Below are 23872 nucleotides of genomic sequence, written 5' to 3'. Positions count from 1 at the left end.
TTTTCCAATGCAAGCTGTTTGTTCGGGGAGGAGACGGATGATGCGGCTGCAATTTGCGCGCCCGGCGATGCCGGCGCATGGCGGCGTCACCATATGAACCGGCGGGGCGGGATTCCGCGGCCAGCCGCGACGAGGGCCGTGCCATGACCGTCCTGGTCTCGATGACCGGCATCAGCAAGGCGTTTCCGGGCGTGCGGGCGCTGCACAAGGCGCGCCTCGAGCTCCACTCCGGCGAGGTTCATGCCCTGATGGGCGAGAACGGCGCCGGCAAGTCGACGCTGATGAAGATTCTCGCCGGCATCTATCAGCGCGACGAAGGCGAGATCCTGCTCGCCGGCAAGCCGGTCGAGATTTCGTCGCCGCGGCGGGCGCAGCAGCTCGGCATCTCGATCATCCATCAGGAACTCAACCTGATGCCGGATCTGACGGCCGCGCAGAATATCTTCGTCGGCCGCGAGCCGCGCAAGGCTGGCGGGCTGCTGCTGGACGAGGCGAAGCTCAACGCCGACGCGGCGGGGATCTTCGCCCGGATGAACCTCAGGCTCGACCCGCGCACCGAGGTCTCGCGCCTCACCATCGCCCTGCAGCAGATGGTGGAGATCGCCAAGGCACTGTCGCATCGTTCGCGCGTGCTGATCATGGACGAGCCGACGGCGGCGCTGAACGACGCCGAGATCAACCAGCTCTTCGCCATCATCCGCGACCTCAAGGCCGAGGGTGTCGGCATCGTCTACATCTCCCACAAGATGGACGAGCTCAAGCGCATCGCCGACCGGGTGACCGTCATGCGCGACGGCGAATATATCGACACGGTGCCGGCGGCCTCCACGCCCGTGGACAGGATCATCGCCATGATGGTCGGGCGGGCGCTGACCGACGAGCGCGCCGTCGTGCCGGATCATGCCGGGTCCGAGACCGTGCTGGAGGTGCGGAACCTCCGGCGCGGCTCGGCCATCCGCGATGTGAGCTTTTCCGTCCGCAAGGGCGAGATCCTCGGTTTCGCCGGGCTGATGGGCGCCGGCCGCACCGAGGTGGCGCGCGCCATCTTCGGCGCCGACCCGCTCGAAGGCGGCGAGATCTACGTGCACGGCCGGAAGGTCGGGATCGCCCGGCCCCAGGACGCGGTGCGCGCCGGCATCGGCTATCTGTCGGAGGACCGCAAGCATTTCGGCCTCGCCACCGGCATGGACGTGCGCAACAACATCGCCATGGCCAGCCTGTCGCGCTTCGCCGACGCCGGCGGGCTGCTGCGGGAAGCGGCCATGCGCGACGTCGCCATCCGCTATATCGGCCAGCTCTCGATCAAGACGCCGTCGGACCGGCAGGAAGTGCGGCTCCTGTCCGGAGGTAACCAGCAGAAGGTGGTCATCGCCAAATGGCTGCTGCGCGATTGCGAGGTGCTGATCTTCGACGAGCCGACGCGCGGCATCGACGTCGGCGCCAAGAGCGAGATCTACCAGCTCTTGAACACGCTGGCGGGCCAGGGGCGCGCCATCATCGTCATCTCTTCGGAATTGCCGGAGATCCTCAGGCTCAGCCACCGGATCGCCGTCATGTGCGAGGGTCGGCTGACGGGCATGCTGCCCGCCGGGGCCTCGCAGGAGGAGATCATGGCGCTGGCGACCCGGAGGGGAGGGGCCGCCGACGGCGGCGGCCCGAAGGCGCCGGCAGGGGAAACGAACCAATGAGCACCGCGACCGCCCCCGCATCGAGCCCGGGCACCCGACGTCTTTCCGGAGCCCACCACCGGCTCCTGGCCTTCGCCAGCCTGATCGTGCTGGTCGCCGGCTTCAGCTTCGCCTCGCCGAACTTCCTGCAGACCAGCAACGTCCTGAGCATCCTGCAGGCGACTTCGGTGAACGGCGTGCTCGCCGTGGCGGCGACGCTGGTGATCATCACCGGCGGCATCGACCTTTCGGTCGGCACGCTGATGACCTTCTGCGCCGTCGTCACCGGCGTCGTGCTGACCTATTGGGGGATGCCGCTCGGCGTCGGCGTGATCGCCGCGGTCGCGGCCGGCGCGGCCTGCGGCACGATCTCGGGCAGCTTCGTCGCCAAGCTCAAGATTCCGCCTTTCATCGCCACGCTCGGCATGATGCTGATCCTCAAGGGCCTGTCCCTGGTGATTTCCGGCACCAAGCCGATCTATTTCAACGGGACGCCCGGCTTCACCCAGATCTCGCAGGGCTCGCTCATCGGAGCGCTCATCCCGGCCCTGCCGGTTCCCAACGGCGTGCTGATCCTGTTCCTGGTGGCGCTCGGCGCAGCCTTCATCCTGGAGCGTACCCTCCTCGGTCGCTTCACCTTCGCGCTCGGCTCGAACGAGGAGGCGGTCCGGCTCTCCGGCGTCAACACCGACCGCTGGAAGATCGCCGTCTACGCGCTGGCCGGCGGCATCTGCGGCATTGCCGGCCTGCTGATCGCCTCGCGCCTCAACTCGGCGCAGCCGGCGCTCGGCCAGGGCTATGAGCTCGACGCCATCGCCGCGGTGGTGATCGGCGGCACCTCGCTCAGCGGCGGGCGAGGCACCATCATCGGCACGCTGATCGGCGCTCTGATCATGAGCGTGCTGGCCAACGGCCTTCGTATCCTCTCCGTCGCGCAGGAATGGCAGACCGTCGTCACCGGCTCGATCATCATCCTCGCCGTCTATACCGACATCCTGCGGCGTCGCAGCCTCTGAGAAGGGGCATTCCGCGCGGCCCGCGCCGCGCCAACAAGGAGGAAGAGGGCGGCAACGTCCCTGACGGAGAAACGACCAACCCAATGTTCCATGGAAACAACATGTTTACTCGTCGCATGGTTCTGGGCGCCGTCGGCGCCGCAGCCCTGCTGGGCACGAGCGTCATCGCCTCGGCCCAGGACAAACCCTACATCGCGCTCATCTCGAAGGGCTTCCAGCATCAGTTCTGGCAGGCCGTGAAGGCGGGCGCCGACAAGGCTGCCGCCGATCTCGGCGTCACCGTCACCTTCGAGGGGCCGGATTCGGAGACCCAGGTCGACCGCCAGATCGACATGCTGGCGGCCGCGCTCGCCAAGAAGCCGGCGGCGATCGGCTTCGCGGCGCTGGACAGCCAGGCAGCTATCCCGCTGCTGCAGCAGGCCAAGGATGCCAAGATCCCGGTGATCGCCTTCGACAGCGGCGTCGACAGCGACATTCCGCTGGCCACCGCCGCCACCGACAACGTCGCCGCCGCCGCACTGGCGGCCGACAAGATGGCCGAGCTGATCGGCGGCGAGGGCAAGATCGCGCTCGTCGTGCACGACCAGACCAGCCGCACCGGCGTCGACCGCCGCGACGGCTTCGTCAACCGCATCAAGGAGAAGTACCCGAAGGTCGAGATCGCCTCGATCGAGTACGGCGAAGGCGACCACCTGAAGTCGACCGAGATCACCAAGGCGATCCTGCAGGCCAATCCGGACCTCAAGGGCATCTTCGGCTCCAACGAGGGGTCGGCCATCGGCGTCGTCAACGGCGTCAAGGAGATGAACCGCAAGATCGTCGTCATCGGCTACGACTCCGGCGCCCAGCAGAAGCAGGCGATCCGCGACGGGCTGATGGCCGGCGCCATCACCCAGAACCCGGTCGGCATCGGCTACAAGACTGTCGAAGCCGCGGTGAAGGCGATCAAGGGCGAGCCGGTGGAGAAGAAGATCGACACCGGCTTCTACTGGTACGACAAGTCGAACATCGACAAGCCGGAGATCGCGGCGGTCCTCTACGACTGATCGGCGACGTTCGACCATGCCGGAGGCGGCATCCGCCTCCGGCCCAGTTCCAGGGCCGCGGCGAGACGGGGTATCGGACCATGACCAGCATCACCGGAATGCGGGTGCTCGACCTGCGCTTCCCGACCTCACAGCATCTCGACGGCTCGGATGCGATGAACCCGGATCCCGATTATTCGGCGGCCTATCTCATCCTCGAGACCGACCGGCCGGGCCTTGAAGGCCATGGGCTGACCTTCACCATCGGCCGCGGCAACGAGATCTGCTGCGCCGCGATCGAGGCCATGCGCCATCTGGTCGTCGGCCTGAGGATGGAGGATGTCGCCGCGGACATGGGGGCCTTCTGGCGCCATGTCACCTCCGACAGCCAGCTGCGCTGGATCGGCCCGGACAAGGGCGCCATCCACCTGGCCACGGGCGCCGTCGTCAACGCGGTGTGGGATCTCCGGGCCAAGATGGAAGGCAAGCCGGTGTGGCGGCTGGTGGCCGACATGACGCCGGAGGAGTTCGTGCGATGCATCGACTTTCGCTACCTCACCGACTGCATCACGCCCGAGGAAGCGCTGGCGATGCTGCAGGCGAAGGCGGCCGGCAAGGCCGAGCGGATCGCTGTGCTCGAGCGCGAGGGCTATCCCTGCTACACCACCTCCGCCGGCTGGCTCGGCTATGAGGACGAGAAGCTGAGGCGGCTCTGCCGCGAGGCGGTTGAGGCCGGCTTCAACCATATCAAGCTGAAGGTCGGGCGCGACCGGGACGACGACATCCGCCGCCTGCGCATCGCGCGCGAGGTGCTGGGACCCGATCGCCAGCTGATGATCGACGCCAACCAGGTCTGGGAAGTCGGCCAGGCGATCGACTGGGTGCGCGCCCTGGCCTTCGCCAAGCCCTGGTTCATCGAGGAGCCGACCAGCCCGGACGACGTCGAGGGGCACCGGACGATCCGCCAAGGGGTGGCGCCGGTGAAGGTCGCGACCGGCGAGATGTGCCAGAACCGCATCCTGTTCAAGCAGTTCATCATGCGCGGCGCCATCGACGTGGTGCAGATCGATTCCTGCCGGCTCGGCGGCGTCAACGAGATCCTCGCCGTCATGCTGATGGCGGCCAAGTACGGCCTGCCGGTCTGCCCGCATGCTGGCGGCGTCGGCCTGTGCGAATATGTGCAGCACCTGTCGATGATCGACTATGTCTGCATCGCCGGCACCCGTGAGGGCCGGGTCGTGGAGTATGTCGACCACCTGCACGAGCACTTCAAGCACCCCTGCATCATCCGCGACGCCGCCTATATGCCGCCCGCCGCGCCGGGCTTCTCGATCGAGATGAAGCCGGACACCCTGCAGGCCTACCGCTTCGGCGCGTAGGGTGCGACGTTCGTCGAAGCCGGCCTCCGACGGACATGCCGTCAGGGAGCGGCGAAGCCGGCATAGGGCCGCAGCGGAATGACGTCGAACTCGATCATGCCGGCGGCGGCGAGCGGCAGGGTGGAGAGCTGCTTCCTGACCTCGGCCAGATCCGGGGCTTCGACGATCTGGCAGGCGCCCGGACGGTCGCCGCGATGCCAGATCTGGCGGGTGAAGCCGGCCGCGTAGAGCTCGCGCGCCCGGGCGCCTTCGAGGGGGACGATCGGCGCGAAGTCCTCGTCGGAGAACGCTTCGGTCAGCCGTCGGGAAATGACGAGGAACTGCATGGGATCGGCCCGTGGTCCTGGAGTGGTCAGCGTGCGACGGCGGCGGTGCTGGCGCGCACCACCAGCCGGAGCGGCAGCTCGTGCTGGCGCATATGCCGGCGTTGCGCCGGCGAGGCGATGAGATAGTCGCCCGCGATCAGTCCCATCTCACGGGCGGGAACTTCGACGGTCGTCAGATCCGGGGTCGTCAGCTCGGCGATCTCCAGATTGTCGAAACCGAGGATCGAGACATCCGCGGGGACGGCAAGACCATTCTCATGGCAATATTTGATCGCCCCGGCGGCGATGATGTCGCTGCCGCAGAACACGGCCGTCGGACGGCCCGGCCGCGCCATCAGCATCCGCATGGCCGAGCGCCCGCCTTCGATCGTGTAGGCGGATTCGAGCACCGGGACGGCCCTGCTCTTCAGCCCGCTGCGCAGGAGTTCGTTGACGAACCCGTCGCGGCGGGAGGAGGCGCGGTCGTTGTTCTCGGTGATGCCGGCGATCATCGCCAGCCTGGCATGCCCGAGGTCGAGCAGATAGCGCGCCGCCATGCGCCCGGCCTTCTCGTTGTCGAAGCCGATCGCCGCGCCCACGGCGGTGGCCGTCGCGGTGTAGGTGAAGACATAGGGGATGCCGCGCTGCTCGAGCAGGGCAAGCGTTTCCCGGCGGTGCGTCGAGCCGACCAGGACGATGGCCTCGACGCCACGTTCCACCAGGAGGCGGGCCTGCTCCAGCTCCATATCGATGTCGTAGAAGGTCGTGCTGATGATGATCGACACCTCGCGTTCGGCGAGCCGCGCCTGCAGGCTGTTGACCATGGTGGCGTAGATCGCATGGTCGAGGGTCGGGATGATCGCGCCGACCAGCCGGGTGCGGGTGGAGCGCAGGGCCCGGGCCGAGCCGTTCGGCACGTAGCCGAGCTCGCTCGCGGCCTTCAGCACACGCTCGCGCACGCCGGGCCCTACCTTGGGATTGTTGTTGAGCACCCGTGACACGGTTGCCGCCGAACAGCCGGCCCGGCGGGCGACGTCGATGAGCTTGGTGCCGGCACGGTCAGCTTCAACGACCAACGGCTCCTCCCTGCGTGAAAGCGATTTATCGCACGAGCTTCCCGTTTCTAACAGATAAAAAAGGATTTTTTCAACGATCGTTGACAGGCCTGCGGGAATATGAGAAATCGATTTCACAGATTGCATGGGAGGAGACATGCTTCTCGACGGAATCAAGGTCGTCAGCTTCTGCCACTTCCTGCAAGGGCCGGCGGCGGACCAGTACCTGGCCGACATGGGGGCGGACGTCATCAAGGTCGAGCCGCTGACCGGGGCCTATGAGCGCCTCTGGTCAGGCGCCAACGTCTATGTCGAGGGCGTGAGCGGCTTCTATCTCTGCGCCAACCGCAACAAGCGCTCGATCGCCATCGATCTGAAGAATCCGGACGGCAAGGCAGTGGCCCGCAAGCTCATTGCCGCCGCCGACGTCGTGCTCGAGAACTTCCGGCCCGGCGTGTTCGCCCGCCTCGGCTTCGGCGAGGCCGAGCTCAGGGACCTGAATCCGACGCTGGTCTTCGCGTCCGCCAGCGGCTTCGGTTCGAGCGGCCCGCTGGCCGACAAGCCGGGCCAGGATCTCCTGGTACAGGCCCGTTCGGGCCTGATCAGCGTCACGGGCACGCCCGAAGGAGGTCCGACACCCGTCGGGGCAGCGGTGGTCGACCAGCACGGCGGCGCGTTGCTCGCCATGGGCATTCTCGGCGCCCTGATCCGCCGCATGCGCGAGGGCAGGGGCACGCGCGTCGAGGGCAGCCTGCTCAATGCCGGCATCGACCTGCAGGGCGAGCCGTTGGTGAACTGGCTCGCCGGCGGCATCGAGCGCAAGGCGCTGGAGCGGCGCAAGAACCTGGCGACCTGGTTCCACGAGGCACCCTACGGCGTCTATCCCGCCGCCGACGGCCATGTCGTCGTGTCGCTCTGCCAGACCGCCCATCTGGCCGAGGCGGTCGACAGCGAGGCGCTGCGGGCCATGCTCGCGGCCGATCGTTACGAGGATCGCGACGCCTTCGCCCGGCACCTTGCCGAGGCCACGGCGCGCTTCACGGTCGAGGACCTCGGCGGGCGCTTCGACCGCCACAATGTCTGGTGGGCGCCCGTCAACTACTACGACCAGCTTCTCGACGACTCCCAGCTCGCCCATTCCGAGGTCTTCCGCGAAGTGGACGTGCGCGGCCGCCGGATTCACTTGGTCAACCATCCCAACCGCTACGACGGCAAGGTGCCGGATCTGCGGGTGCTGGCGCTCGACATCGGCGAGCACACCCGCGAGATCCTCGCCGAGCACGGCTACGCGCCGGCCGAGGTCGAGCGGCTGCTGGCAGGCCGCTCCGTCGCCGCCGCCGAGCCGCGGGAGCAAGCCGGGAAGGAGGCCGCCCGATGAACGGTCTCGGCATCGACGCCCGGCCGGGCCAGGCGGGCTCGGCTACGGGCAAGCGTGGCGTCGCCGTCGTCACCGGCGCGCGCCGCGGCATCGGCCGGGCGATCTGCGGCGAGCTGGCGGCGGCAGGCTTCGACGTGGCCGTGGTCGACATCGCCGAGGACGAGGGGGGCGGGCAGACCGTGCAGCTCGTCGGCGAGCAGGGGCGCCGGGCACGCTTCTACCGGCTGGACATCGCCCGCACCGCGGATCACGCGGCGTTCCTCGCAGCCGTCGAGGCCGATCTCGGCCCGGTCGACTGTCTCGTCAACAATGCCGGCGTCCAGGTGGCCGAGCGCGGCGATCTGCTGGATGTGTCGGAGGAAAGTTTCGACCGGCTGATCGCCATCAACCTGCGCGGCACCTTCTTCCTGACCCAGACGGTGGCGCGGCAGATGATCCGGCGCGCGGACGCGCCGGCGGACCGGTCGATCGTGTTCATCACGTCGGCGAACGCCCACCTCGTGTCGCCGGAAAAGGGGCCCTACTGCATTTCCAAAGCCGGGCTCTCCATGGCCTCGCAGCAGTTCGCGCTCAGTCTGGCCGGGCACGACATCAAGGTCTACGAGGTCCGGCCCGGGCTGATCCGCACCGACATGACCGCGGACGTGGTCGAGCGCTACAGCCACGGCATCGAGAACGGCCAGCTGTCGGCCATCCGCCGCTGGGGCCAGCCCGAGGACATCGCGCGCGGCATCGCCACCCTCGTCACCGGCGGCATCCCGTTCAGCACGGGCGACGTCTTCAACATCGGCGGTGGGATGCAGATCCCCCGGCTCTGATTTTTTCGGCCATCTGAGAAAACGATTTCACAGTTGTCGAGGAGGCTCTCATGGCAACTCCGGTCCTGGAGATGAAGGGGATCCACAAGCGGTTCCCCGGCGTCTACGCGCTCAGGGATGTCGGCTTCTCCGTCGCACGCGGCAGCGTCCACGGCCTGGTCGGCGAGAACGGCGCCGGCAAGTCGACGCTGATGCGCATCCTCTCCGGCGCCCAGCCGGCGAGCGAGGGCACGATCGCGATCGACGGGACCGTGATCGGGCATCCGACGCCCGAGCGCATGCTCGAGCTCGGCATCGCCGTCATCTACCAGGAACTGGCCCAGGCGCCGCACCTCACGGTGGCCGAGAACATCTTCCTCGGCCGCCTGCCGCGCAACCGCCTTGGCCTCGTCGACTGGCGCAGGGCCCGCGCCGAGGCCCGGGCAGTGCTGCAGAGGCTCAATTTCCACGTCGATCCGGCGGCGCGCATCGACCGGCTGAGCGTCGCGCAGCGCCAGATGGTCGAGATCGCCAAGGCGATCTCCCGACAGGCCCGCATCGTCGTCCTCGACGAGCCGTCCGCGGTGCTGGGCGACAGCGAGCTGACGAACCTGTTTTCGATCATCCGCACGCTCAGCCGCGAGCAGGGCGTCGCCTTCATCTACATCTCGCACCGGCTCAAGGAGCTCTACGAGATCTGCGACGACGTCACGGTGCTGCGCGACGGCCGTCTGATCTCGACCGCGCCGATCGCCGGCACGACCACGGCAGGCCTGATCCGGCAGATGGTCGGCCGCGAGATGAGCGACATCTTTCCCCGGCGCGCCGCGCCGCGCGACGAAGTTCGCCTCGCCGTTTCCGGCCTCAGCCGCAAGGGGGTGCTGAAGGACATCAGCTTCGAGGTCCGGCGCGGCGAGATCTTCGGCATATGCGGCCTTGCCGGCTCGGGACGCACCGAGGTGCTCAGGGCGATTGCCGGCGCCGACCGCATCGACGGGGGCGAGATCCGCATCGACGGCGAGCGCCTCGCCATAGGCAGCCCGCGCGTGGCTCTCGCCAGCGGCATCGGGCTGCTGCCCGAAGACCGCAAGACCGAGGGCCTGTTCCTCGACCAGTCCGTCGCCTTCAACGTGACCATCTCCTCGCTCGGCGCGCTGGCCCCGCGCGGCTTCCTGCTGACGGGCCGCGAGCGCGAGAAGGTCGGCGACTACATCGGCCGGATGCGCATCAAGACCCCGTCCGGTGCGACGCGGGTGCGCACCCTCTCGGGCGGCAACCAGCAGAAGTGCGGCATCGCGCGCCAGCTCAGCGCCGGCACGCAGATCCTGCTGGTCGACGAGCCGACGCGCGGCGTCGACGTGGCGGCCAAGCGGGAGATCTACGACCTGCTCGTCCAGCTCACGGCCGGAATGGGGGCGAGCGTGGTCATGGTCTCCTCCGAGCTCCCGGAAGTGCTGGGGCTGTGCGACCGCATCATGGTCATGCGGCAGGGGCAGGTGTCGGCGATCGTCGAGGGCCGGGACGCCAGCGAAGAAACGCTGATGTCGCATGCGGTCTGGAACTGAGGAGGCCGCCATGCCGGCTCGCGACTATACCCACTTCATCGACGGCCGTCCCGACGACGGCGCCCCTGACCGGATCGACCGGCTGTCGCCGGCGCACGGCCGGCTGGTCGCCCGCTTCGCGAAGGGAACGCCGGCCGACATGGACCGGGCCGTCGCGGCCGCCCGGTCGGCGTTCGAGCATGGCGACTGGCCGCGGCTGAGCGGCATGGAGCGCGCCGAAGTCCTCAACCGCCTCGCCGACCTCATCCGGGACAATGCCGACCGGCTCGTGCGCATCGAGGTCGAGGAGGCTGGCAAGCCGATCCGCTTCGCGCGCGGCGACATCCAGGGGGCTGTCGGGCTGACCCGCTATGCCGCCTCCCTGGCCATGCAGATGGCCGGTACCGCCTACACCAATCTGGGGCCGAACCGGACGGCGCTGGTCATGCGCGAGCCGGTCGGCGTCGTGGGACTGATCACCCCCTGGAACTTCCCGGCACTGATCCTGATGCAGAAGGTGCCCTTCGCCCTCGCCGCAGGTTGCTGCGTGGTGGTCAAGCCCTCGGAGTTCACCTCGGGCAGCGCGCTTGAAATCGCCGCCCTCGCCGCCGAGGCGGGCGTGCCGGCAGGCGTCATCAACGTCGTCAGCGGGGAGGGGGCCGTCGTCGGCCGGCGGCTGACCGAGCATCCGCAGGTCGACTTCATCTCCTTCACCGGCTCGACCCGGGTCGGCCGGGACGTCATCCGCGGCTCCGCCGGAAACATCGTCAAGACGTCGATGGAACTCGGCGGCAAGTCCGCCAACATCGTCTTCGCCGATGCCGACCTCGATGCCGCCGTCGACGGCGCGCTGATGGGCGTGTTCTTCAACAACGGCGAATGCTGCGTCTCGGGTTCGCGCCTGTTCGTGCAGTCCGCCGTCGCCGACGACTTCATCGCGCGCGTCGCCCGCCGCGCCGCCGAGCTGAGGGTCGGCGATCCCTTCGACGAGGGCACCGACATCGGGGCCATGATCGACGAGGCCCATCTCGGCAAGGTCCTGGCCTATGTACGGAGCGGCATCGACGAGGGGGCGACGCTGCTGGCGGGCGGCGGGGCGGCGAAGCTCGGAGCCGGGCACTTCGTCGAGCCGACCGTGTTCGACCATGTCCAGCCGTCGATGACGATCTTCCGCGAGGAGATCTTCGGGCCGGTGCTCAGCATCAGCCGGTTCGAGACCATGGACGAAGCGATCGGGCTGGCCAATGACAGCGCCTACGGCCTGTCGAACTATGTCTGGTCCGGGAGCATCGACACGGTGCTGACCGTCGCGAAGCGGCTGAAGAGCGGCTGGGTCCAGGCGAACACGGTCATCGACGGCGCGCCGCAGCTGCCCCTCGCCGGCGTGAAGGGGTCCGGGTTCGGCTACGAGATGGGGCAGGCCGGGTTCGAGGAATTCACGCAGCTGCGCACGCTCCTCATCCACACCGGCCCGCGCCAGCCGGTCTTCGGGGCCTGAGGCGATGCGCCCGATCGACCTTCTGGCCTGCGACGTGGACCGCACGCTGCTGACCCACGACTACCGCCTGCCGGACGCCGTCGTCGCGGCCCTGGCGCGGTTGGGCGGAGCGGGCGTCAGGATCGTGCTGGCGACGGCGCGTTCGCCGGCGGCGCTGATGCCCTATGCGGAACGGCTCGGCCTTCTCGACCTTGCCATCTGCTTCAACGGGGGCTGGATCGGCAGCCTGCGCCGCGGCCGCGCCCTGGTCGAGGAGCCGATCGCGCGCCGCATGGCCATCGAGGTCATGGAGCGAGCCTGCGCTGCCGGTGTGCTCGCCCTCTGGTACAGGCCCGAAGGCGTCGCCGTCGTCGGCGACAGCCCGCTCGCCCGGCGCGAAATGCGGATCACCGGTGAAAGGCTCGCCATCGCGGCGAGCGGCGCCGACCTGCCCGGGGAGCCCGCCAAGATCATGTGCGTGCGGGCTGAAGGCGACGGTGACGGCGGCTTTGCGGCCGTGCGCGCGGCCTTCGCCGACAGGCTGTCGGTCGCAGGCTCGCATTGGCGCCTGCTCGAGATCGGACCGCGGCACGTCTCCAAGCGCACCGCCCTCGCCTGGGTCGCCCGGCACCTCGGCATCGAACGCAGCCGAACGGCGGCCGCCGGCGATGCGGAAAACGACCTCGACATGCTGCGCTGGGCGGGCGTGCGGATCACCGTCGGCAATGCCGTCGCGGCCGTCCGGGACCTGGCGGATTTCGTCGGGCCGTCCTGCGACGACGCGGGCATGGCGGTTGCGGCCGACTGGCTGCGCCGTGGTGCGCCGGACGAGCCCGCCCGCAAGACTGAACAAGACTGAAGAGGAGGAGGGAATGACGGGCATGGCAGCAAGGGGCGATGCGCGGACGGAGCCGGCCGGCTTCGCCCAGGTCCGGTCTGTGGTGCAGGGACTGGGCCTGCTCTGGGTGCTGGTGGCGCTGTGCGCGGTGGCGGTCTACCTGTCGCCGAGCTTCTTCCAGTTCAGCAACATGATGAATGTCGGCCGGCAGGTCGCGCTGTTCGGCATCGTCAGCGTCGGCATGACCTTCGTCATCCTGACGCGCGGCATCGACCTGTCGGTCGGCTCGATCGTCGGCGTCGTGGCGGTCTCGACCGCGATGCTGCTCGCCGCGGGCCTACCCATCCCGGCGGTCATGGCCATCGCCCTGCTCATGGGCATGGCTTTCGGCGCCTTGAACGGCATCGGCATCGTCGTCTTCGGCATGCCGCCTTTCATCATGACGCTCGGCACGCTGGTCATGGGCCGCGGCATCGCCATGACCATCGCCAAGGGCGAGCCGCAGACGCTCGGCGCGGCGACCGACAGCTTCTATTTCCTCGGCGGCGGCTTCCTGCTGGGCGTGCCGGTGCCGATCTGGATCTTCGCCGCCGTGGCGCTCGCCGCCTTTCTCGTGCTGCGCTCCACGCCCTTCGGACGCCAGGTCTACGCCGTCGGCTCCAATGCCGAGGCCTCGCGCCTGGCAGGCATCCGGGTCGGTGCCGTGCTCATGGCTGTCTACGTCATCTCCGGCCTGCTCGCGGCCCTTACCGCGCTCGTCACCGTCTCGCGCCTGACGGTCGGCGAGCCGACCGCCGGCACCAATCTGGAGCTGGAGGCGATCGCCATCGTCGTCATCGGCGGCACCAGCCTTTTCGGCGGCGAGGGCGGGGTGGCCGGGACGGTCATCGGGGCCGCGATCATCGCCGTCATCGCCAACATTCTGAACCTGCTGGGGATTTCGCCCTTCACCCAGCAGATCGTCAAAGGCGCGATCATCATCGCCGCCGTGATGTTCGAAGTCTACCGCCGTCGCCGCAAGGCCTGAAGGGCCGCCGCATCGCGACGCGGGGATGCAGGGAAACGTCCATCAAACGGGAGGAGTGACGTTCATGACGACCAGCCGCAGGCAGTTCCTGACCCTTTCGGCGGCGCTCGCCGCCGCCGGCACCATGGGGCTCGCGCCGCGCAGCGCCCGCGCCGCAGACAAGCTCAAGATCGGTTTCAGCCAGGGCACGATGAACCATCCCTGGCGGGTCGCCATGGTGGAGGTGAACCGCAAATACGCCCAGGAGCATTATTCCGACATCGACCTGATCGTCACCGACGGCAACAACGACGCGGCCAAGCAGGTCGCGGACGTCGAAAGCCTGATGGCCCAGGGCATCAAGGTCCTGGTGATCTCGCCGCTCACCGAGCAGGCGCTGACGCCGGTGGTCCGCGACGCCATGGCGGCCGGCATCCCCGTGCTGACGCTCGACCGCAAGGTCAACGCCAAGGTCACATGCCATCTCGGCGGCCTCAACCTGCCCCTCGGCGAGGGGGCCGGCAAGTTCCTGATCGAGGCCCTGCCGTCCGGCGGCAACATCATCGAGCTGCAGGGCACGGCCGGCGCCTCGGCCACCATCGACCGCCACAAGGGCTTCGCCAACGTTATCGGCAAGGCTCCGGCCTTCAAGGTCGTGGCAGACCAGAATTGCGACTATACCCGCGACAAGGCCGTCAAGTTCATGGAAGACATGATCCAGCGGTTCAAGCCGGGCGACATCCAGGCGATCTACGCGCACAACGACGAAATGGCCCTCGGCGCGATCCAGGTCCTGGAGGCGGCCCACCGCCTCGACGGCGTCAAGGTGATCGGCATGGATGGGCAGAACACGGCCTTCCAGGCGATCAAGGCCGGCAAGATGTCGGCCTGCTTCATCTACCCCTATTGCGCGCCCGAGGGGATCCAGACCGCCTACAGGATCGCCAAGGGCGAGGCCGTGGACGCCGAGATCGTGCTGCCGACCGTCCAGGTCACCGGCGCGAATGTCGATCAGTTCGTCGGCAAGGGCATCTGACGCGCAAGTCCGGCGGGCCGCGGCATCGGCGCGGCCCGCCTCCCATGACAAGGAGCTTACGAGATGGTCCGTCACTTCGATGACCCGCAGGGGGTCATTCCCGCCGTCCTGATGCCGTTCACCGCCGACATGGCGGTGGACGAGCGGGCCTACCGCTCCCACCTCGCCGACGTCGCCGGGGTCGAGGGCATCACGGCGATCACGATCAACGGCCACGCGGCCGAGGTGCACGCGCTGACGCTCGAGGAACAGTTCCGCGCCATCGCCGTGACCAAGGACGTGCTTCAGGAGAGGGTGCCGACCATCGTCGGCGTCTACACCAACTCCAGCCTCGAGGCGGCCCGCATCGCCGCGCGGGCCGAGCAGGAGGGAGCCAACGGGCTGCTGGTCTTCCCGCCGGACTTCATGACGCTGGGCGGGGCGCTGCGTCCGGAGATGGCCCAGGAGCATCTCCGGCGCATCACCGAGGCGTCCGGCCTGCCGGTCATCCTGTTCCAGTACCCGCTCGCCTCCAACCTCGCCTATCCCCTGCCGACGCTGCTGGACCTGTGCCGGCGTTTCCCCGCCATCAAGGCGATCAAGGACCAGTGCGGCGACGGCAACCTGCACGAGCGGCAGATCCGCGAGCTGAAGGCTCTCGACCGTCCGGTCCGCACGCTGACCACGCACAGCGCCTGGCTGCTCGGCTCGCTGGCGCTCGGCTGCGACGGCCTGCTCTCGGGCGCCGGCTCGGTGATCGCCAGCCTGCAGGTGGCCCTGTTCCGCGCCGTGCAGGCCGGCGACCTCAGGCTGGCCCGCTCGATCAACGACCGTATCTATCCGACCGTCCGCGCCTTCTACGACGTGCCGCTCCTCGACATGCACAACCGCATGAAGGAGGCGCTCGTCATCCTCGGCCGCCTGGAGGAAGCGCATGTCCGGCCGCCGCTGATGAAACCGACGCCCGAGGAGATCGAGAAGATCCGTGCCTGCCTGGCCCGCGCCGGCCTGTCGCCGGAGACGCTCTACCGGAAGGTCGCCTGAGCCATGGCCGCGAACCTCGTCCTGCAGCACCGGCCGGCCCCGCGCGTGCTGGTCCTGACGCTCAACCGGCCGGACAAGCTGAATGCGCTGTCGAAGGAATTGCTGGGCGAGCTGGCGGGCCTGCTGGCGGAGGCCGAACGGGATCCCGGGACGGCCTGCGTCGTCCTCACCGGCAGCGGCAAGGCCTTTTCCGCCGGGGCCGACATCGCCGACATGCTGGAGCGCGGCGTCGCCTCCTATGCCGATCCGGACCGGCTGGCGCGCTGGCAGGCGATCGAGGGCTTCCGCAAGCCGCTGATCGCTGCGGTCAACGGCTTTGCTCTCGGCGGCGGGCTGGAGCTGGCGCTGCTGTGCGACATCGTCCTGGCGGCGGACGGCGCCCGGTTCGCGACGCCGGAAATCCGCATCGGGTCCTTCCCGGGCGACGGCGGCACCCAGCGCCTGCCGCGCCTCGTCGGCCGGTCCTTCGCTATGCAGATGGTGTTGACCGGCGACATGATCGACGCCGCCCTCGCCGAGCGCAAGGGGCTGGTGAGCGAGGTGCTGGAGCCGGAGCGGCTGATGCCGCGCGCTCTCGAGATCGCCCTCGCCGTCGCCGGGAAATCGACGGCGATCACGCCCTATGCCAAGCGCGCCGTGCGGGCGGCCGACGAACTGCCGCTCGCGGCCGGCCTCGAGCTGGAGCGGCAGCTGACGATCGAGGCCTTCGCGACGGAAGACCGCATGGAGGGCCTGCAGGCCTTCGCCGGAAAGCGGCCGGCGGTCTTCAAGGACAAGTGAGGATCCCCGTGCGGGATCGGGAGGACTGAGGTGAGGAGCTACGACTACATCGTCAGCGGCGCCGGTTCCGCCGGCTGCGCGATCGCCAACCGGCTGACGGAGGATCCCGGCGTCAGCGTGCTGCTGCTCGAAGCGGGCAGCCGCGACTGGAATCCGATGATCCATATTCCCGGCGGCATCGGCAAGCTGTTCGGCCCGGGCGTCAATTGGCGTTTCCACACGGTGCCGCAGAAGCACCTCGACAATCGCCGCATCTGGTATCCCCAGGGCAAGACGCTCGGCGGATCGAGTTCGATCAACGCCATGATCTACATCCGCGGCCAGAAGGAGGACTACGACAACTGGGCGGCGCTCGGCAACGAGGGCTGGGGCTACGAGGACGTTCTGCCCTATTTTCGCAAGTCGGAGGACAATGAGCGGCTCGTCTGCCGCTATCACGGCCAGGGCGGCCCGCTCTGGGTGTCGGACCAGGTCAACCCGCACGAGCTGTCCAAGGCCTTCGTGCGCGCCTGCCAGTCCTGGGGGCTGCCCTACAATCCCGACTTCAACGGCGAAACGCAGCACGGCGCCGGGCTCTACCAGGTGACGTGCCGCGACGGGCGGCGGCGCAGCTCGGCGGTATCCTACCTGCACCCGATCCGCAGCCGCAGGAACCTGACGGTGATGACCGGCGCGCGAGCCCTGCGCGTCCTGCTCGAGGGCGACCGCGCGGTCGGCATCGAGGTCGCGAAGGGCCGGTCGGTCGAGACCTTCCGCGCTGATCGTGAGGTCGTGGTGACCAGCGGGGCGCTCAATTCTCCGCGCCTCCTGATGCTGTCCGGCATCGGCGACGCCGACGAGCTCAAGGCGGCCGGCATCGCCCCGAGGATCGACCTGAAGGGCGTCGGCCGGAACCTGCAGGACCACCTGTGCTCGAACGTCCATGTCTCGCTGAAGGAGCCGATCAGCTATGACGGCCAGGATCGCTATCCGAAGGCGATCCTGCACGGGCTGCGGTGGCTGCTCTACCGCCAAGGCCCGGCAGCCTCCGTCATCGTGGAGGGCGGCGGCTTCGCATCGAGCGAGGGCGGCGGGCGACCGGACATGCAGATCCATATCGCGCCGGCCCTGGTCGTGCGCGGCGGCCAGACCCGGCTGGGCGGCCACGGCTTCACGGTCAACACCACCTTCCTGCGGCCGAGAAGCATCGGGTCGGTCCGGCTCGCCTCGGCCGATCCGGCGGTCGAGCCGCTGATCGACCCGAACTACCATGCCGAGGAATACGACCGCGACATGTCGCTGAAGTCGATCCTGGCGACGCGCGAAATCCTCTCGCAGCCGGCGATCGCCCGGTATGTCAAGGTGGAGCGGCTGCCGGGGCCGGATGTGCGGACGAAGCAGGACATCATGGCCTATGTCCGGCAATATGCCTGTTGCGACTACCATCCGGTCGGAACCTGCAAGATGGGCGTCGACGAGACGGCCGTGGTCGACCCGAAGCTGCGGGTGCGCGGCGTCGCGGGGCTGCGGGTGGCCGACTCCTCGATCATGCCGGTGCTTCTCAGCGGCAACACCAACGCGCCGACGATGATGATCGGGGAGAAGGCCGCCGAGCTGATCAGGCGCGGGGCCTGATCCTCGGCCGGCATCGGCGGACGGCTCGGCGATTCCGAGCCGGCCAAACGCGGTTTGCACCCCCGACGGACACAGCGGCGGACGGTCCCCGAAGCCGCGTCCGCCGGGGGTCAGTGCAGGTGCCTGAGCTTGTCGGGGTTGCGCATGACGTAGATCGCGGTGACCTTGCCGTCCTCGATGTCGAGCGCGGTGGTCTGCAGCTCGCCGTCGGCCTCGCGCGTCAGGAAGCCGGGCAGGCCATTGATGAAGGCTGTGCGCAGGAGGGTCGAGCCGTTCCTGCGGAACAGCGCGGCCAGGCCCTCGTGCAGCTGCATCACCTGGTCGAAGCCGAGAACCGGCTGCATCACCGCCGAGCGCTTGCCGCCGCCGTCGGCGTGGAGGCTGACATCGGCAGCCAGCATGGCGCCGAGCGCGGTCATGTCGCCGCTGCGCGAGGCGGCGAAGAAGGCGCCGGCGAGCTCGAGGCCGCGCTGCTTCTCCACCTGGAACCGCGGGCGCTCCTGCCGGACATGGGTGCGCGCCCGGGCGGCGAGCTGGCGGCAGGCGGCGGCGTCGCGCCCGATGGTCGCCGCCACCTCCTCGAAGCCCAGGCCGAACACGTCGTGCAGCAGGAAGGCGGCGCGTTCCAGCGGCGACAGGCGCTCCAGCGCCAGCATCAGCGGCAGGGTGACGTCCTCGTCCTCCTCCGCCTCCACCACCGGGTCGGGCAGCCAGGGGCCGACATAGGTCTCGCGCCGGTGGCGCGCCGACTTGAGCTGGTCGAGGCACAGGCGCGTCACCGTGCGGCGCAGGAACGCCTCCGGTTCGAGCACCGCGGCGCGGTCGGCCCCCATCCAGCGGATGAAGGCCTCCTGCACCACGTCCTCGGCGTCGGCCATGGAGCCGAGCATGCGGTAGGCCACGCGCATCAGCCTGGGGCGCAGCGGCGCGAAGCGCGCCGCCGCATCCTCCGGAGCGGCCTGCGTCATCAGGCGGCGACCCCGGCAGCCGTGGCCTTGGCGGCCGCCGGCTCGATCCACAGGCCGAAGCCGACGGCCAGGCGGTTCCAGCCGTTGATGACGTTGACCATCAGCGTGAGCTTCACCCGTTCCTCCTGCGAAAACTCGGCCTCGATCGCCCGGCGGGCGTCGTCCAGGACATGGCCTTCCGACAACCGCGTCAAGGCCTCGGTCCAGCCGAGCGCGGCGCGCTCGCGGGCGGTGTAGCATGGCGCATCGCGCCAGGCCGAGAGCAGGTAGATGCGCTGCTCGCTCTCGCCCTTGGCCCGCGCCTCGGCGGTGTGCATGTTGATGCAGTTGGCGCAGGCATTGATCTGCGAGGCGCGGATCTTCACCAGCTCGATCAGGCTGGGCTCGAGGCTGGCGGCAACGGCGATGGAGGTGCCCATCCAGCTCTTCATCAGCGCGGGGGCGGCGGCAAAGGGATCGAATGCGGTGGTCATGGTTCCGGCTCCTTTCGTGGGGTCCGGCGATATGACGAAATGGGACCGCCCCGGTGTGACATGCCACGCGAAAAAAATCGCGAGGCGCGGCGGGGCCGCGCGCGTCCCGGTCTCAGGGGCGTCCCAAGCCCTCGTAGCGGGCCGCCTGGCGGCCGGCGAGCGCGATGATCCAGGCGCGCAGCTCGGCGCCGTGGGGCTTGTGCAGCGCCGAGCGGTCCCAGGCGAGGAAATAGGCGTAGGGCAGGCGCAGCGGCAGGCCGAACGGCACCACCAGCCGGCCGGAGGCGATGTCGTCGCCGGCCATGGACAGCTGCGCCAGCACGAAGCCGCGGCCGTTGACCGCCGCGTCGATGGCCGCGCTCGACAGTGAGAACGCCATTTCGCCTGCCGTCCGGCAATAGCCGGCGCCGATGCTGGCCGCCCATTCCGCCCAGGTCGGCGGCGAGCGGTGGTCGCTGGCCCATTCGATGCCGATCAGCGGCCGCTCGAGGATGTCGGCGGGCGCGCGCAGCGGCTGGCGCTGCAGGAGGGCCGGCGAGCAGGCCGGCACCACCCAGTCGGTGAACAGCTCGGCATAATGGTCGTACAGGCGGCTCTTGGCGCCGTAGGAGATGCGCAGGTCGACCTGGTCCTCGCCGAAGCGGATCTCGGGCTCGGCGCCGATCAGCCGCACCGTGGCGCCGGGGTGGTGCGCCTGCCAGTCGAACAGCTGCGGCGCCAGCCATTTGCTGGCCAGCGAGGGCAGGCAGGAGACGGTGAGGGCGCTCTCCGTGCGCGCCCGGTCGAGCAGGTCGCCGGCCTGCCGGATGCGGTCGAAGCCGGCCGAGACGGCTGCGTGGTACATCCTGCCCCAGGAGGTCAGCGCGACCGTCCGGCCGCGCCGCTCCAGGAGCCGGACGCCGAGCTCGTCCTCGGCCTTGCGGATCTGCTGGCTGACCGCGCCCGGCGACACGCCGAGCTCCTCGGCCGCGCCGGTGACGCTGCCGAGGCGCCCGAAGGCTTCGAACGCCTGTATCGCCCGCAGGGGAGGAGGTTTCTTCACGCCAGCCGATCCGGTCGCCCTTGTTTTAGCTTTTCTAAAATAGAAGCCAGCTGCAAGCCCTTTTTGTGCCGTCGCGGCCGCCATAGCCTCCCCTCGCCAAGACGAGATCCCAGGGAGGAAGCGGCCGTGTTTCTCAGGAACTGCTGGTATGTCGCCGCATGGGACCACGAGGTCGGCCAGGACGAGCTGAAGCCGGTCAAGGTCCTCGGCGAGGAGATCGTGCTCTACCGCAAGCGCGACGGCGCCGTCGCGGCGCTGGAGGACGCCTGCCCGCACCGCAAGCTGCCGCTGTCGATGGGCCGCATCAAGGGCGACACCGTCGAGTGCGGCTATCATGGCCTGACCTTCGACTGCACCGGCACCTGCACCCGCGTCCCGGGCGCCGAGAAGGTGCCGCACGTGGCGCGGGTGCGCAGCTACCCCGTCGCCGAACGCTACGGGCTCCTGTGGGTGTGGATGGGCGATGCGGCCCAGGCCGACCCGGCGAAGATCTTCGCGGTGGAGCACTGGGGCGACCCGGCCTGGGGCCTCAACCGCGGCGAGTCGATGCTGCTGGACTGCAACTACCTCTACATGACCGACAACCTGCTCGACCCCTCGCATGTCGCCTGGGTGCACCAGACCTCGTTCGGCAACGCCGCCGCCGAGGAGGCGCCGCTGGAGACCACCGTCGGCGAGGACGGCGTCACCGTCTGGCGCTGGATGATCGATGTCGATCCCGCGCCTTTCTATGCGCCCTATCTCAAATTCTCCGGCCGCTGCGACCGCAAGCAGCACTATGAGGTGCGCTATCCCTGCAACGCCATCATCAAGGCGATCTTCGTGCCGGCCAACACCGGCGGCGAGGGCAGGCCGTACCATGAGGACGTGTTCCTGATGGACAGCTACAACTTCATGACCCCGGTCGACGAGAACACCACCCGGTATTACTGGTTCCAGATGCGCAATTTCGCACCCGACGACGCGGAGGTGTCGCGCCAGTTCGCCAAATCGGTGCGCGGCGCCTTCGACGAGGACCGGGTGGTGCTCAACGCCGTGCACAAGGGCATGGCCAACAAGCGCACGCCCAATCTCGACCTCAAGATCGATGTGGGCCCGCTGCGCTTCCGCCGCAACCTGGCCAGGCTGATCGCGGCGGAGGACCGGCAGTTGGCGGCGGCGGAATGAACGCCGTCGCTCCCGCCGTCAGCGTCGGCAAGGCCGGGTTCCGCGACCTGAAGGTGGTGGGAAAGCGCCGCGAAAGCAGCATCATCACCTCCTTCCATCTCGAGCCGGTGCAGCCGGAGGGCTGGCGCGGCTTCGAGCCGGGGCAGTTCCTGGTCCTGCGCATCCCGACGGCGGACGGCCGGGGCTTCGCGCTGCGCAACTACTCCCTGTCCTGCTCGCCGGCCGAGGCGGGGCGCTACCGCATCACCGTCAAGCGGGAGGCCGCGCCCGGCCAGCCGGACGGGCTCGGCTCCTGCTTCCTGCACGACCGCGTCGAGGTCGGCGACGTGCTCTCGGCCGAGGGGCCGCGCGGCGACTTCGTGCTCGACCGGGGCAGCGGGCGGCCGGTGGTGCTGCTCTCGGGCGGCGTCGGGCTGACGCCGCTGGTGTCGATGCTGCACGCCCTGGCGGCGACCGACCGGCGCGCCATCTTCATCCATGCCTGCGACAATGGCGAGGTGCATGCGCTGCGCGACGAGGTCGAGGCGCTCGCCGCCACGCGGCCCGGAACGACGGTGCATTTCTGCTACCGTTTCCCGACGGCGGCGGACCGGGCCGCCGGCCGCCACCACAGCGAGGGCGTCGTCACGCGCGAGACGCTGCAGCGGCTGCTGCCGCTCGACGACTACGACTTCTACCTGTGCGGGCCGACGCCGTTCATGCAGGCGGTGTACGGCCTGCTGCGCGGCCTCGGCGTCGCCGCGCCGCGCATCGCCACGGAGTTCTTCGGGCCGGCGAGCCTGCTCGAGCCCGTTCCGGAACGGCCGGCGGCGCCGGCGCCCGCCGCGGCGCCGGCCGGCGCGGTGACGGTGGAGTTCCGCCGGTCGGGCCGCAGCGCCATCTGGGACGACAAGGCCGAGTCGCTGCTCGCCTTCGCCGAGGACCAGGGGCTGAAGCCGGATTTCAGCTGCCGGGCCGGCATCTGCGGCACCTGCAGCTCGCGCCTCCTCGCCGGCGCGGTCGCCTATTTCGAGGAGCCGCTGGACCAGCCCCCGGACGGAGAGGTGCTGATCTGCTGCTCCAGGCCGCAGGGGCCGGTGGTGCTGGATCTGTGAAGCGGACTGCCGGGCAGGGGGGCGGGAAGGGGACGATGGGCATGGACAGTTCGGTCGACGCACCCTCGCCAGCCGCCGGGCTGGCGCTCAATCCGCATGTGGTCGCCCTGCCGGCCTACAATGCCGGGATGAGCCTGGCGGCGGCGCGTGCCGTCAGCGGCCGCGACGACATCGCCCGCCTCGCCAGCAACGAGAACCCGGACGGCTGCTCGCCGGCCGTGCTGGCGGCGCTCGCCTCGCCGGCGCTGGAGCCCTGGCGCTATGCAGATCCGGCCTGCACGGCCCTGCGGGCCGCGCTCGGCCGCAAGCTCTCGGTCGATCCGGACACCATCGTCGTCGGCAACGGCTCGGAGGAGATGATCGCCGCCCTGTCGCGGGCGGCGCTGGTGCCGGGGGCCGCGGTGGTCACCGTCGTGCCGAGCTTCGGCCTGCACGAGATCGAACCGCTGGCGCAGGGAGCCGCCGTGACCAAGGTGGCGATGACCGAAGGCTTCGGCTTCGACCTCGACGCGCTGGAGCAGGCGATCGCCGGCGGCCCGCGCCTCGTCTTCCTGTCCTCGCCCTGGAATCCGGTCGGCCCGGCGCTGGACCGGGCGGGGCTGGCCCGGCTCGCCGCGGCGGTGCGGCCCGGCACGCTGCTCGTCCTCGACGAGGCCTATTTCGAGTTCGCCGACGAAGGCGGCCCGGACGGGCTGGAGGTGCTGCGCCGCAGCGGCATCGCCTTCGCCGTGCTGCGCACCTTCTCCAAGGCCTATGGCCTGGCCGGGCTGCGCGTCGGCTACGTCGTCTGCTCCGATGCGGCCCTGGCCCGGGCGGTGGCGGCGGCCAAGACGCCGTTCAACGTCAACGCCGCGGCCCAGGCGGCGGCCCTCGCCGCCCTCGGCGACGAAGCCTGGATGCACGCCTCGGTGGCGCAGCTGCGGCGGGAACGCAGCCGCGTGGCGGCGGCTCTGGCCGCGCTCGGCTTCCGGGTGGCGCCGTCGCAGACCAATTTCCTGTTCTTCGACTGCGGCGGCGACAGCGCGGCCCTGGCGGCGGCCCTGCTGCGGGAGGGCATCGTCGTCAAGGCCTGGCGCGAGGCCGGCTACCAGACCTTCCTGCGCGCGACCATCGGCGCGCCGGCCGACAATGACCGGCTGGTGGACGCCCTCGGCCGGATCGCGCACCGATGAGCCGCCGGAACGCCCG

22 protein-coding genes are annotated in these 23872 nt (G+C 69.4%); 17 read left to right on the top strand and 5 right to left on the bottom strand.

Annotated features, from left to right (window positions below):
* Positions 1 to 143 precede the first annotated feature (143 nt).
* The 4 genes from AC27L4_RS32365 to AC27L4_RS32350 all read left to right on the top strand — a co-directional run bounded on the left by AC27L4_RS32365 (position 144) and on the right by AC27L4_RS32350 (position 5087).
* Positions 144 to 1688 carry a sugar ABC transporter ATP-binding protein gene (locus AC27L4_RS32365; RefSeq protein WP_487146826.1) on the top strand — a complete coding sequence of 515 codons (1545 nt, stop codon included), beginning with the start codon at positions 144 to 146 and terminating at the stop codon, positions 1686 to 1688.
* On the top strand, positions 1685 to 2683 hold the full coding sequence (locus AC27L4_RS32360; protein WP_487146825.1) for an ABC transporter permease: 999 nt from the start codon (positions 1685 to 1687) through the stop codon (positions 2681 to 2683). Before AC27L4_RS32365 ends, AC27L4_RS32360 begins: the two co-directional genes overlap by 4 nt.
* Before the next feature lie 101 nt (positions 2684 to 2784).
* The gene (locus tag AC27L4_RS32355; protein WP_487146824.1) at positions 2785 to 3729 is read left to right on the top strand and encodes a substrate-binding domain-containing protein; all 945 of its coding nucleotides are present in this window, start codon (positions 2785 to 2787) and stop codon (positions 3727 to 3729) included.
* Between the two features lie 80 nt (positions 3730 to 3809).
* Entirely contained in the window at positions 3810 to 5087 is a 1278-nt protein-coding gene (locus AC27L4_RS32350; protein WP_487146823.1) for an L-fuconate dehydratase, read from the top strand.
* A 41-nt stretch (positions 5088 to 5128) separates the two neighbouring features.
* Here AC27L4_RS32350 and AC27L4_RS32345 read toward each other — a convergent pair whose 3' ends face one another.
* Positions 5129 to 5413 carry a muconolactone Delta-isomerase family protein gene (locus tag AC27L4_RS32345; protein WP_487146822.1) on the bottom strand — a complete coding sequence of 95 codons (285 nt, stop codon included), beginning with the start codon at positions 5411 to 5413 and terminating at the stop codon, positions 5129 to 5131.
* A gap of 26 nt (positions 5414 to 5439) precedes the next feature.
* Positions 5440 to 6468 carry a LacI family DNA-binding transcriptional regulator gene (locus tag AC27L4_RS32340; RefSeq protein WP_487146821.1) on the bottom strand — a complete coding sequence of 343 codons (1029 nt, stop codon included), beginning with the start codon at positions 6466 to 6468 and terminating at the stop codon, positions 5440 to 5442.
* A gap of 136 nt (positions 6469 to 6604) precedes the next feature.
* On the opposite strand from AC27L4_RS32340, the gene AC27L4_RS32335 reads away from it, so the two are divergent.
* The 10 genes from AC27L4_RS32335 to AC27L4_RS32290 all read left to right on the top strand — a co-directional run bounded on the left by AC27L4_RS32335 (position 6605) and on the right by AC27L4_RS32290 (position 17940).
* Positions 6605 to 7825 carry a CaiB/BaiF CoA transferase family protein gene (locus AC27L4_RS32335; RefSeq protein WP_487146820.1) on the top strand — a complete coding sequence of 407 codons (1221 nt, stop codon included), beginning with the start codon at positions 6605 to 6607 and terminating at the stop codon, positions 7823 to 7825.
* Positions 7822 to 8643: a 3-ketoacyl-ACP reductase gene (locus tag AC27L4_RS32330; RefSeq protein ID WP_487146819.1), complete on the top strand. Its 822-nt coding sequence runs from the start codon at positions 7822 to 7824 to the stop codon at positions 8641 to 8643. The genes AC27L4_RS32335 and AC27L4_RS32330 overlap by 4 nt, the downstream gene beginning before the upstream one ends.
* Positions 8644 to 8693: 50 nt before the next feature.
* Positions 8694 to 10187: a sugar ABC transporter ATP-binding protein gene (locus AC27L4_RS32325; protein WP_487146818.1), complete on the top strand. Its 1494-nt coding sequence runs from the start codon at positions 8694 to 8696 to the stop codon at positions 10185 to 10187.
* Between the two features lie 10 nt (positions 10188 to 10197).
* Positions 10198 to 11664: an aldehyde dehydrogenase family protein gene (locus tag AC27L4_RS32320; protein WP_487146817.1), complete on the top strand. Its 1467-nt coding sequence runs from the start codon at positions 10198 to 10200 to the stop codon at positions 11662 to 11664.
* Positions 11665 to 11668: 4 nt separating this feature from the next.
* Entirely contained in the window at positions 11669 to 12502 is an 834-nt protein-coding gene (locus AC27L4_RS32315) for an HAD family hydrolase (protein ID WP_487146816.1), read from the top strand.
* A gap of 13 nt (positions 12503 to 12515) precedes the next feature.
* A complete protein-coding gene (locus AC27L4_RS32310) occupies positions 12516 to 13508 on the top strand; it encodes an ABC transporter permease (protein WP_487146815.1) in 993 nt (330 codons plus the stop codon).
* 64 nt (positions 13509 to 13572) lie between these two features.
* Positions 13573 to 14523 carry a substrate-binding domain-containing protein gene (locus AC27L4_RS32305; RefSeq protein ID WP_487146814.1) on the top strand — a complete coding sequence of 317 codons (951 nt, stop codon included), beginning with the start codon at positions 13573 to 13575 and terminating at the stop codon, positions 14521 to 14523.
* Between the two features lie 63 nt (positions 14524 to 14586).
* The gene (locus tag AC27L4_RS32300) at positions 14587 to 15546 is read left to right on the top strand and encodes a dihydrodipicolinate synthase family protein (protein ID WP_487146813.1); all 960 of its coding nucleotides are present in this window, start codon (positions 14587 to 14589) and stop codon (positions 15544 to 15546) included.
* Positions 15547 to 15549: 3 nt separating this feature from the next.
* Positions 15550 to 16326 carry an enoyl-CoA hydratase-related protein gene (locus AC27L4_RS32295; protein WP_487146812.1) on the top strand — a complete coding sequence of 259 codons (777 nt, stop codon included), beginning with the start codon at positions 15550 to 15552 and terminating at the stop codon, positions 16324 to 16326.
* 30 nt (positions 16327 to 16356) lie between these two features.
* A complete protein-coding gene (locus tag AC27L4_RS32290) occupies positions 16357 to 17940 on the top strand; it encodes a GMC family oxidoreductase (protein WP_487146811.1) in 1584 nt (527 codons plus the stop codon).
* Positions 17941 to 18050: 110 nt separating this feature from the next.
* On the opposite strand, the gene AC27L4_RS32285 is transcribed toward AC27L4_RS32290, so the two are convergent.
* From AC27L4_RS32285 to AC27L4_RS32275, 3 genes are all read right to left on the bottom strand, one after another.
* On the bottom strand, positions 18051 to 18908 hold the full coding sequence (locus tag AC27L4_RS32285; RefSeq protein WP_487146810.1) for a sigma-70 family RNA polymerase sigma factor: 858 nt from the start codon (positions 18906 to 18908) through the stop codon (positions 18051 to 18053).
* Positions 18908 to 19381 carry a carboxymuconolactone decarboxylase family protein gene (locus AC27L4_RS32280; RefSeq protein ID WP_487146809.1) on the bottom strand — a complete coding sequence of 158 codons (474 nt, stop codon included), beginning with the start codon at positions 19379 to 19381 and terminating at the stop codon, positions 18908 to 18910. Before AC27L4_RS32280 ends, AC27L4_RS32285 begins: the two co-directional genes overlap by 1 nt.
* Before the next feature lie 112 nt (positions 19382 to 19493).
* Positions 19494 to 20423 (bottom strand): LysR substrate-binding domain-containing protein, encoded by a 930-nt coding sequence (locus AC27L4_RS32275; RefSeq protein WP_487146808.1) that lies wholly within the window; start codon positions 20421 to 20423, stop codon positions 19494 to 19496.
* Positions 20424 to 20549: 126 nt separating this feature from the next.
* Between AC27L4_RS32275 and AC27L4_RS32270 the strand changes: the two genes are divergently transcribed.
* The 3 genes from AC27L4_RS32270 to hisC are packed head-to-tail and all read left to right on the top strand — an operon-like array spanning position 20550 to position 23856.
* Positions 20550 to 21590, top strand: a complete 1041-nt coding sequence (locus AC27L4_RS32270; RefSeq protein ID WP_487146807.1) for an aromatic ring-hydroxylating dioxygenase subunit alpha — start codon at positions 20550 to 20552, stop codon at positions 21588 to 21590.
* Positions 21587 to 22684 (top strand): 2Fe-2S iron-sulfur cluster-binding protein, encoded by a 1098-nt coding sequence (locus tag AC27L4_RS32265; protein WP_487146806.1) that lies wholly within the window; start codon positions 21587 to 21589, stop codon positions 22682 to 22684. Before AC27L4_RS32270 ends, AC27L4_RS32265 begins: the two co-directional genes overlap by 4 nt.
* A 41-nt stretch (positions 22685 to 22725) precedes the next feature.
* Positions 22726 to 23856, top strand: coding sequence for a histidinol-phosphate transaminase (gene hisC / locus AC27L4_RS32260; RefSeq protein WP_487146805.1), 1131 nt, complete (start codon positions 22726 to 22728; stop codon positions 23854 to 23856).
* Positions 23857 to 23872 lie beyond the last annotated feature (16 nt).

The sequence above is a fragment of the Labrys sp. Lb11 genome, assembly GCF_057554225.1.
This window is presented reverse-complemented; position numbering and strand designations above follow the sequence as displayed.

What these genes read in the sequence shown, in the direction of transcription:
- AC27L4_RS32365 (WP_487146826.1), top strand. Translation starts at nt 144, where the DNA reads ATGACCGTCCTGGTCTCGATGACCGGCATCAGCAAGGCGTTTCCGGGC.
- AC27L4_RS32360 (WP_487146825.1), top strand. Translation starts at nt 1,685, where the DNA reads ATGAGCACCGCGACCGCCCCCGCATCGAGCCCGGGCACCCGACGTCTT.
- AC27L4_RS32355 (WP_487146824.1), top strand. Translation starts at nt 2,785, where the DNA reads ATGTTTACTCGTCGCATGGTTCTGGGCGCCGTCGGCGCCGCAGCCCTG.
- AC27L4_RS32350 (WP_487146823.1), top strand. Translation starts at nt 3,810, where the DNA reads ATGACCAGCATCACCGGAATGCGGGTGCTCGACCTGCGCTTCCCGACC.
- AC27L4_RS32345 (WP_487146822.1), bottom strand. Translation starts at nt 5,413, where the DNA reads ATGCAGTTCCTCGTCATTTCCCGACGGCTGACCGAAGCGTTCTCCGAC.
- AC27L4_RS32335 (WP_487146820.1), top strand. Translation starts at nt 6,605, where the DNA reads ATGCTTCTCGACGGAATCAAGGTCGTCAGCTTCTGCCACTTCCTGCAA.
- AC27L4_RS32330 (WP_487146819.1), top strand. Translation starts at nt 7,822, where the DNA reads ATGAACGGTCTCGGCATCGACGCCCGGCCGGGCCAGGCGGGCTCGGCT.
- AC27L4_RS32325 (WP_487146818.1), top strand. Translation starts at nt 8,694, where the DNA reads ATGGCAACTCCGGTCCTGGAGATGAAGGGGATCCACAAGCGGTTCCCC.
- AC27L4_RS32320 (WP_487146817.1), top strand. Translation starts at nt 10,198, where the DNA reads ATGCCGGCTCGCGACTATACCCACTTCATCGACGGCCGTCCCGACGAC.
- AC27L4_RS32315 (WP_487146816.1), top strand. Translation starts at nt 11,669, where the DNA reads ATGCGCCCGATCGACCTTCTGGCCTGCGACGTGGACCGCACGCTGCTG.
- AC27L4_RS32310 (WP_487146815.1), top strand. Translation starts at nt 12,516, where the DNA reads ATGACGGGCATGGCAGCAAGGGGCGATGCGCGGACGGAGCCGGCCGGC.
- AC27L4_RS32305 (WP_487146814.1), top strand. Translation starts at nt 13,573, where the DNA reads ATGACGACCAGCCGCAGGCAGTTCCTGACCCTTTCGGCGGCGCTCGCC.
- AC27L4_RS32300 (WP_487146813.1), top strand. Translation starts at nt 14,587, where the DNA reads ATGGTCCGTCACTTCGATGACCCGCAGGGGGTCATTCCCGCCGTCCTG.
- AC27L4_RS32295 (WP_487146812.1), top strand. Translation starts at nt 15,550, where the DNA reads ATGGCCGCGAACCTCGTCCTGCAGCACCGGCCGGCCCCGCGCGTGCTG.
- AC27L4_RS32285 (WP_487146810.1), bottom strand. Translation starts at nt 18,908, where the DNA reads ATGACGCAGGCCGCTCCGGAGGATGCGGCGGCGCGCTTCGCGCCGCTG.
- AC27L4_RS32280 (WP_487146809.1), bottom strand. Translation starts at nt 19,381, where the DNA reads ATGACCACCGCATTCGATCCCTTTGCCGCCGCCCCCGCGCTGATGAAG.
- AC27L4_RS32265 (WP_487146806.1), top strand. Translation starts at nt 21,587, where the DNA reads ATGAACGCCGTCGCTCCCGCCGTCAGCGTCGGCAAGGCCGGGTTCCGC.
- hisC (WP_487146805.1), top strand. Translation starts at nt 22,726, where the DNA reads ATGGACAGTTCGGTCGACGCACCCTCGCCAGCCGCCGGGCTGGCGCTC.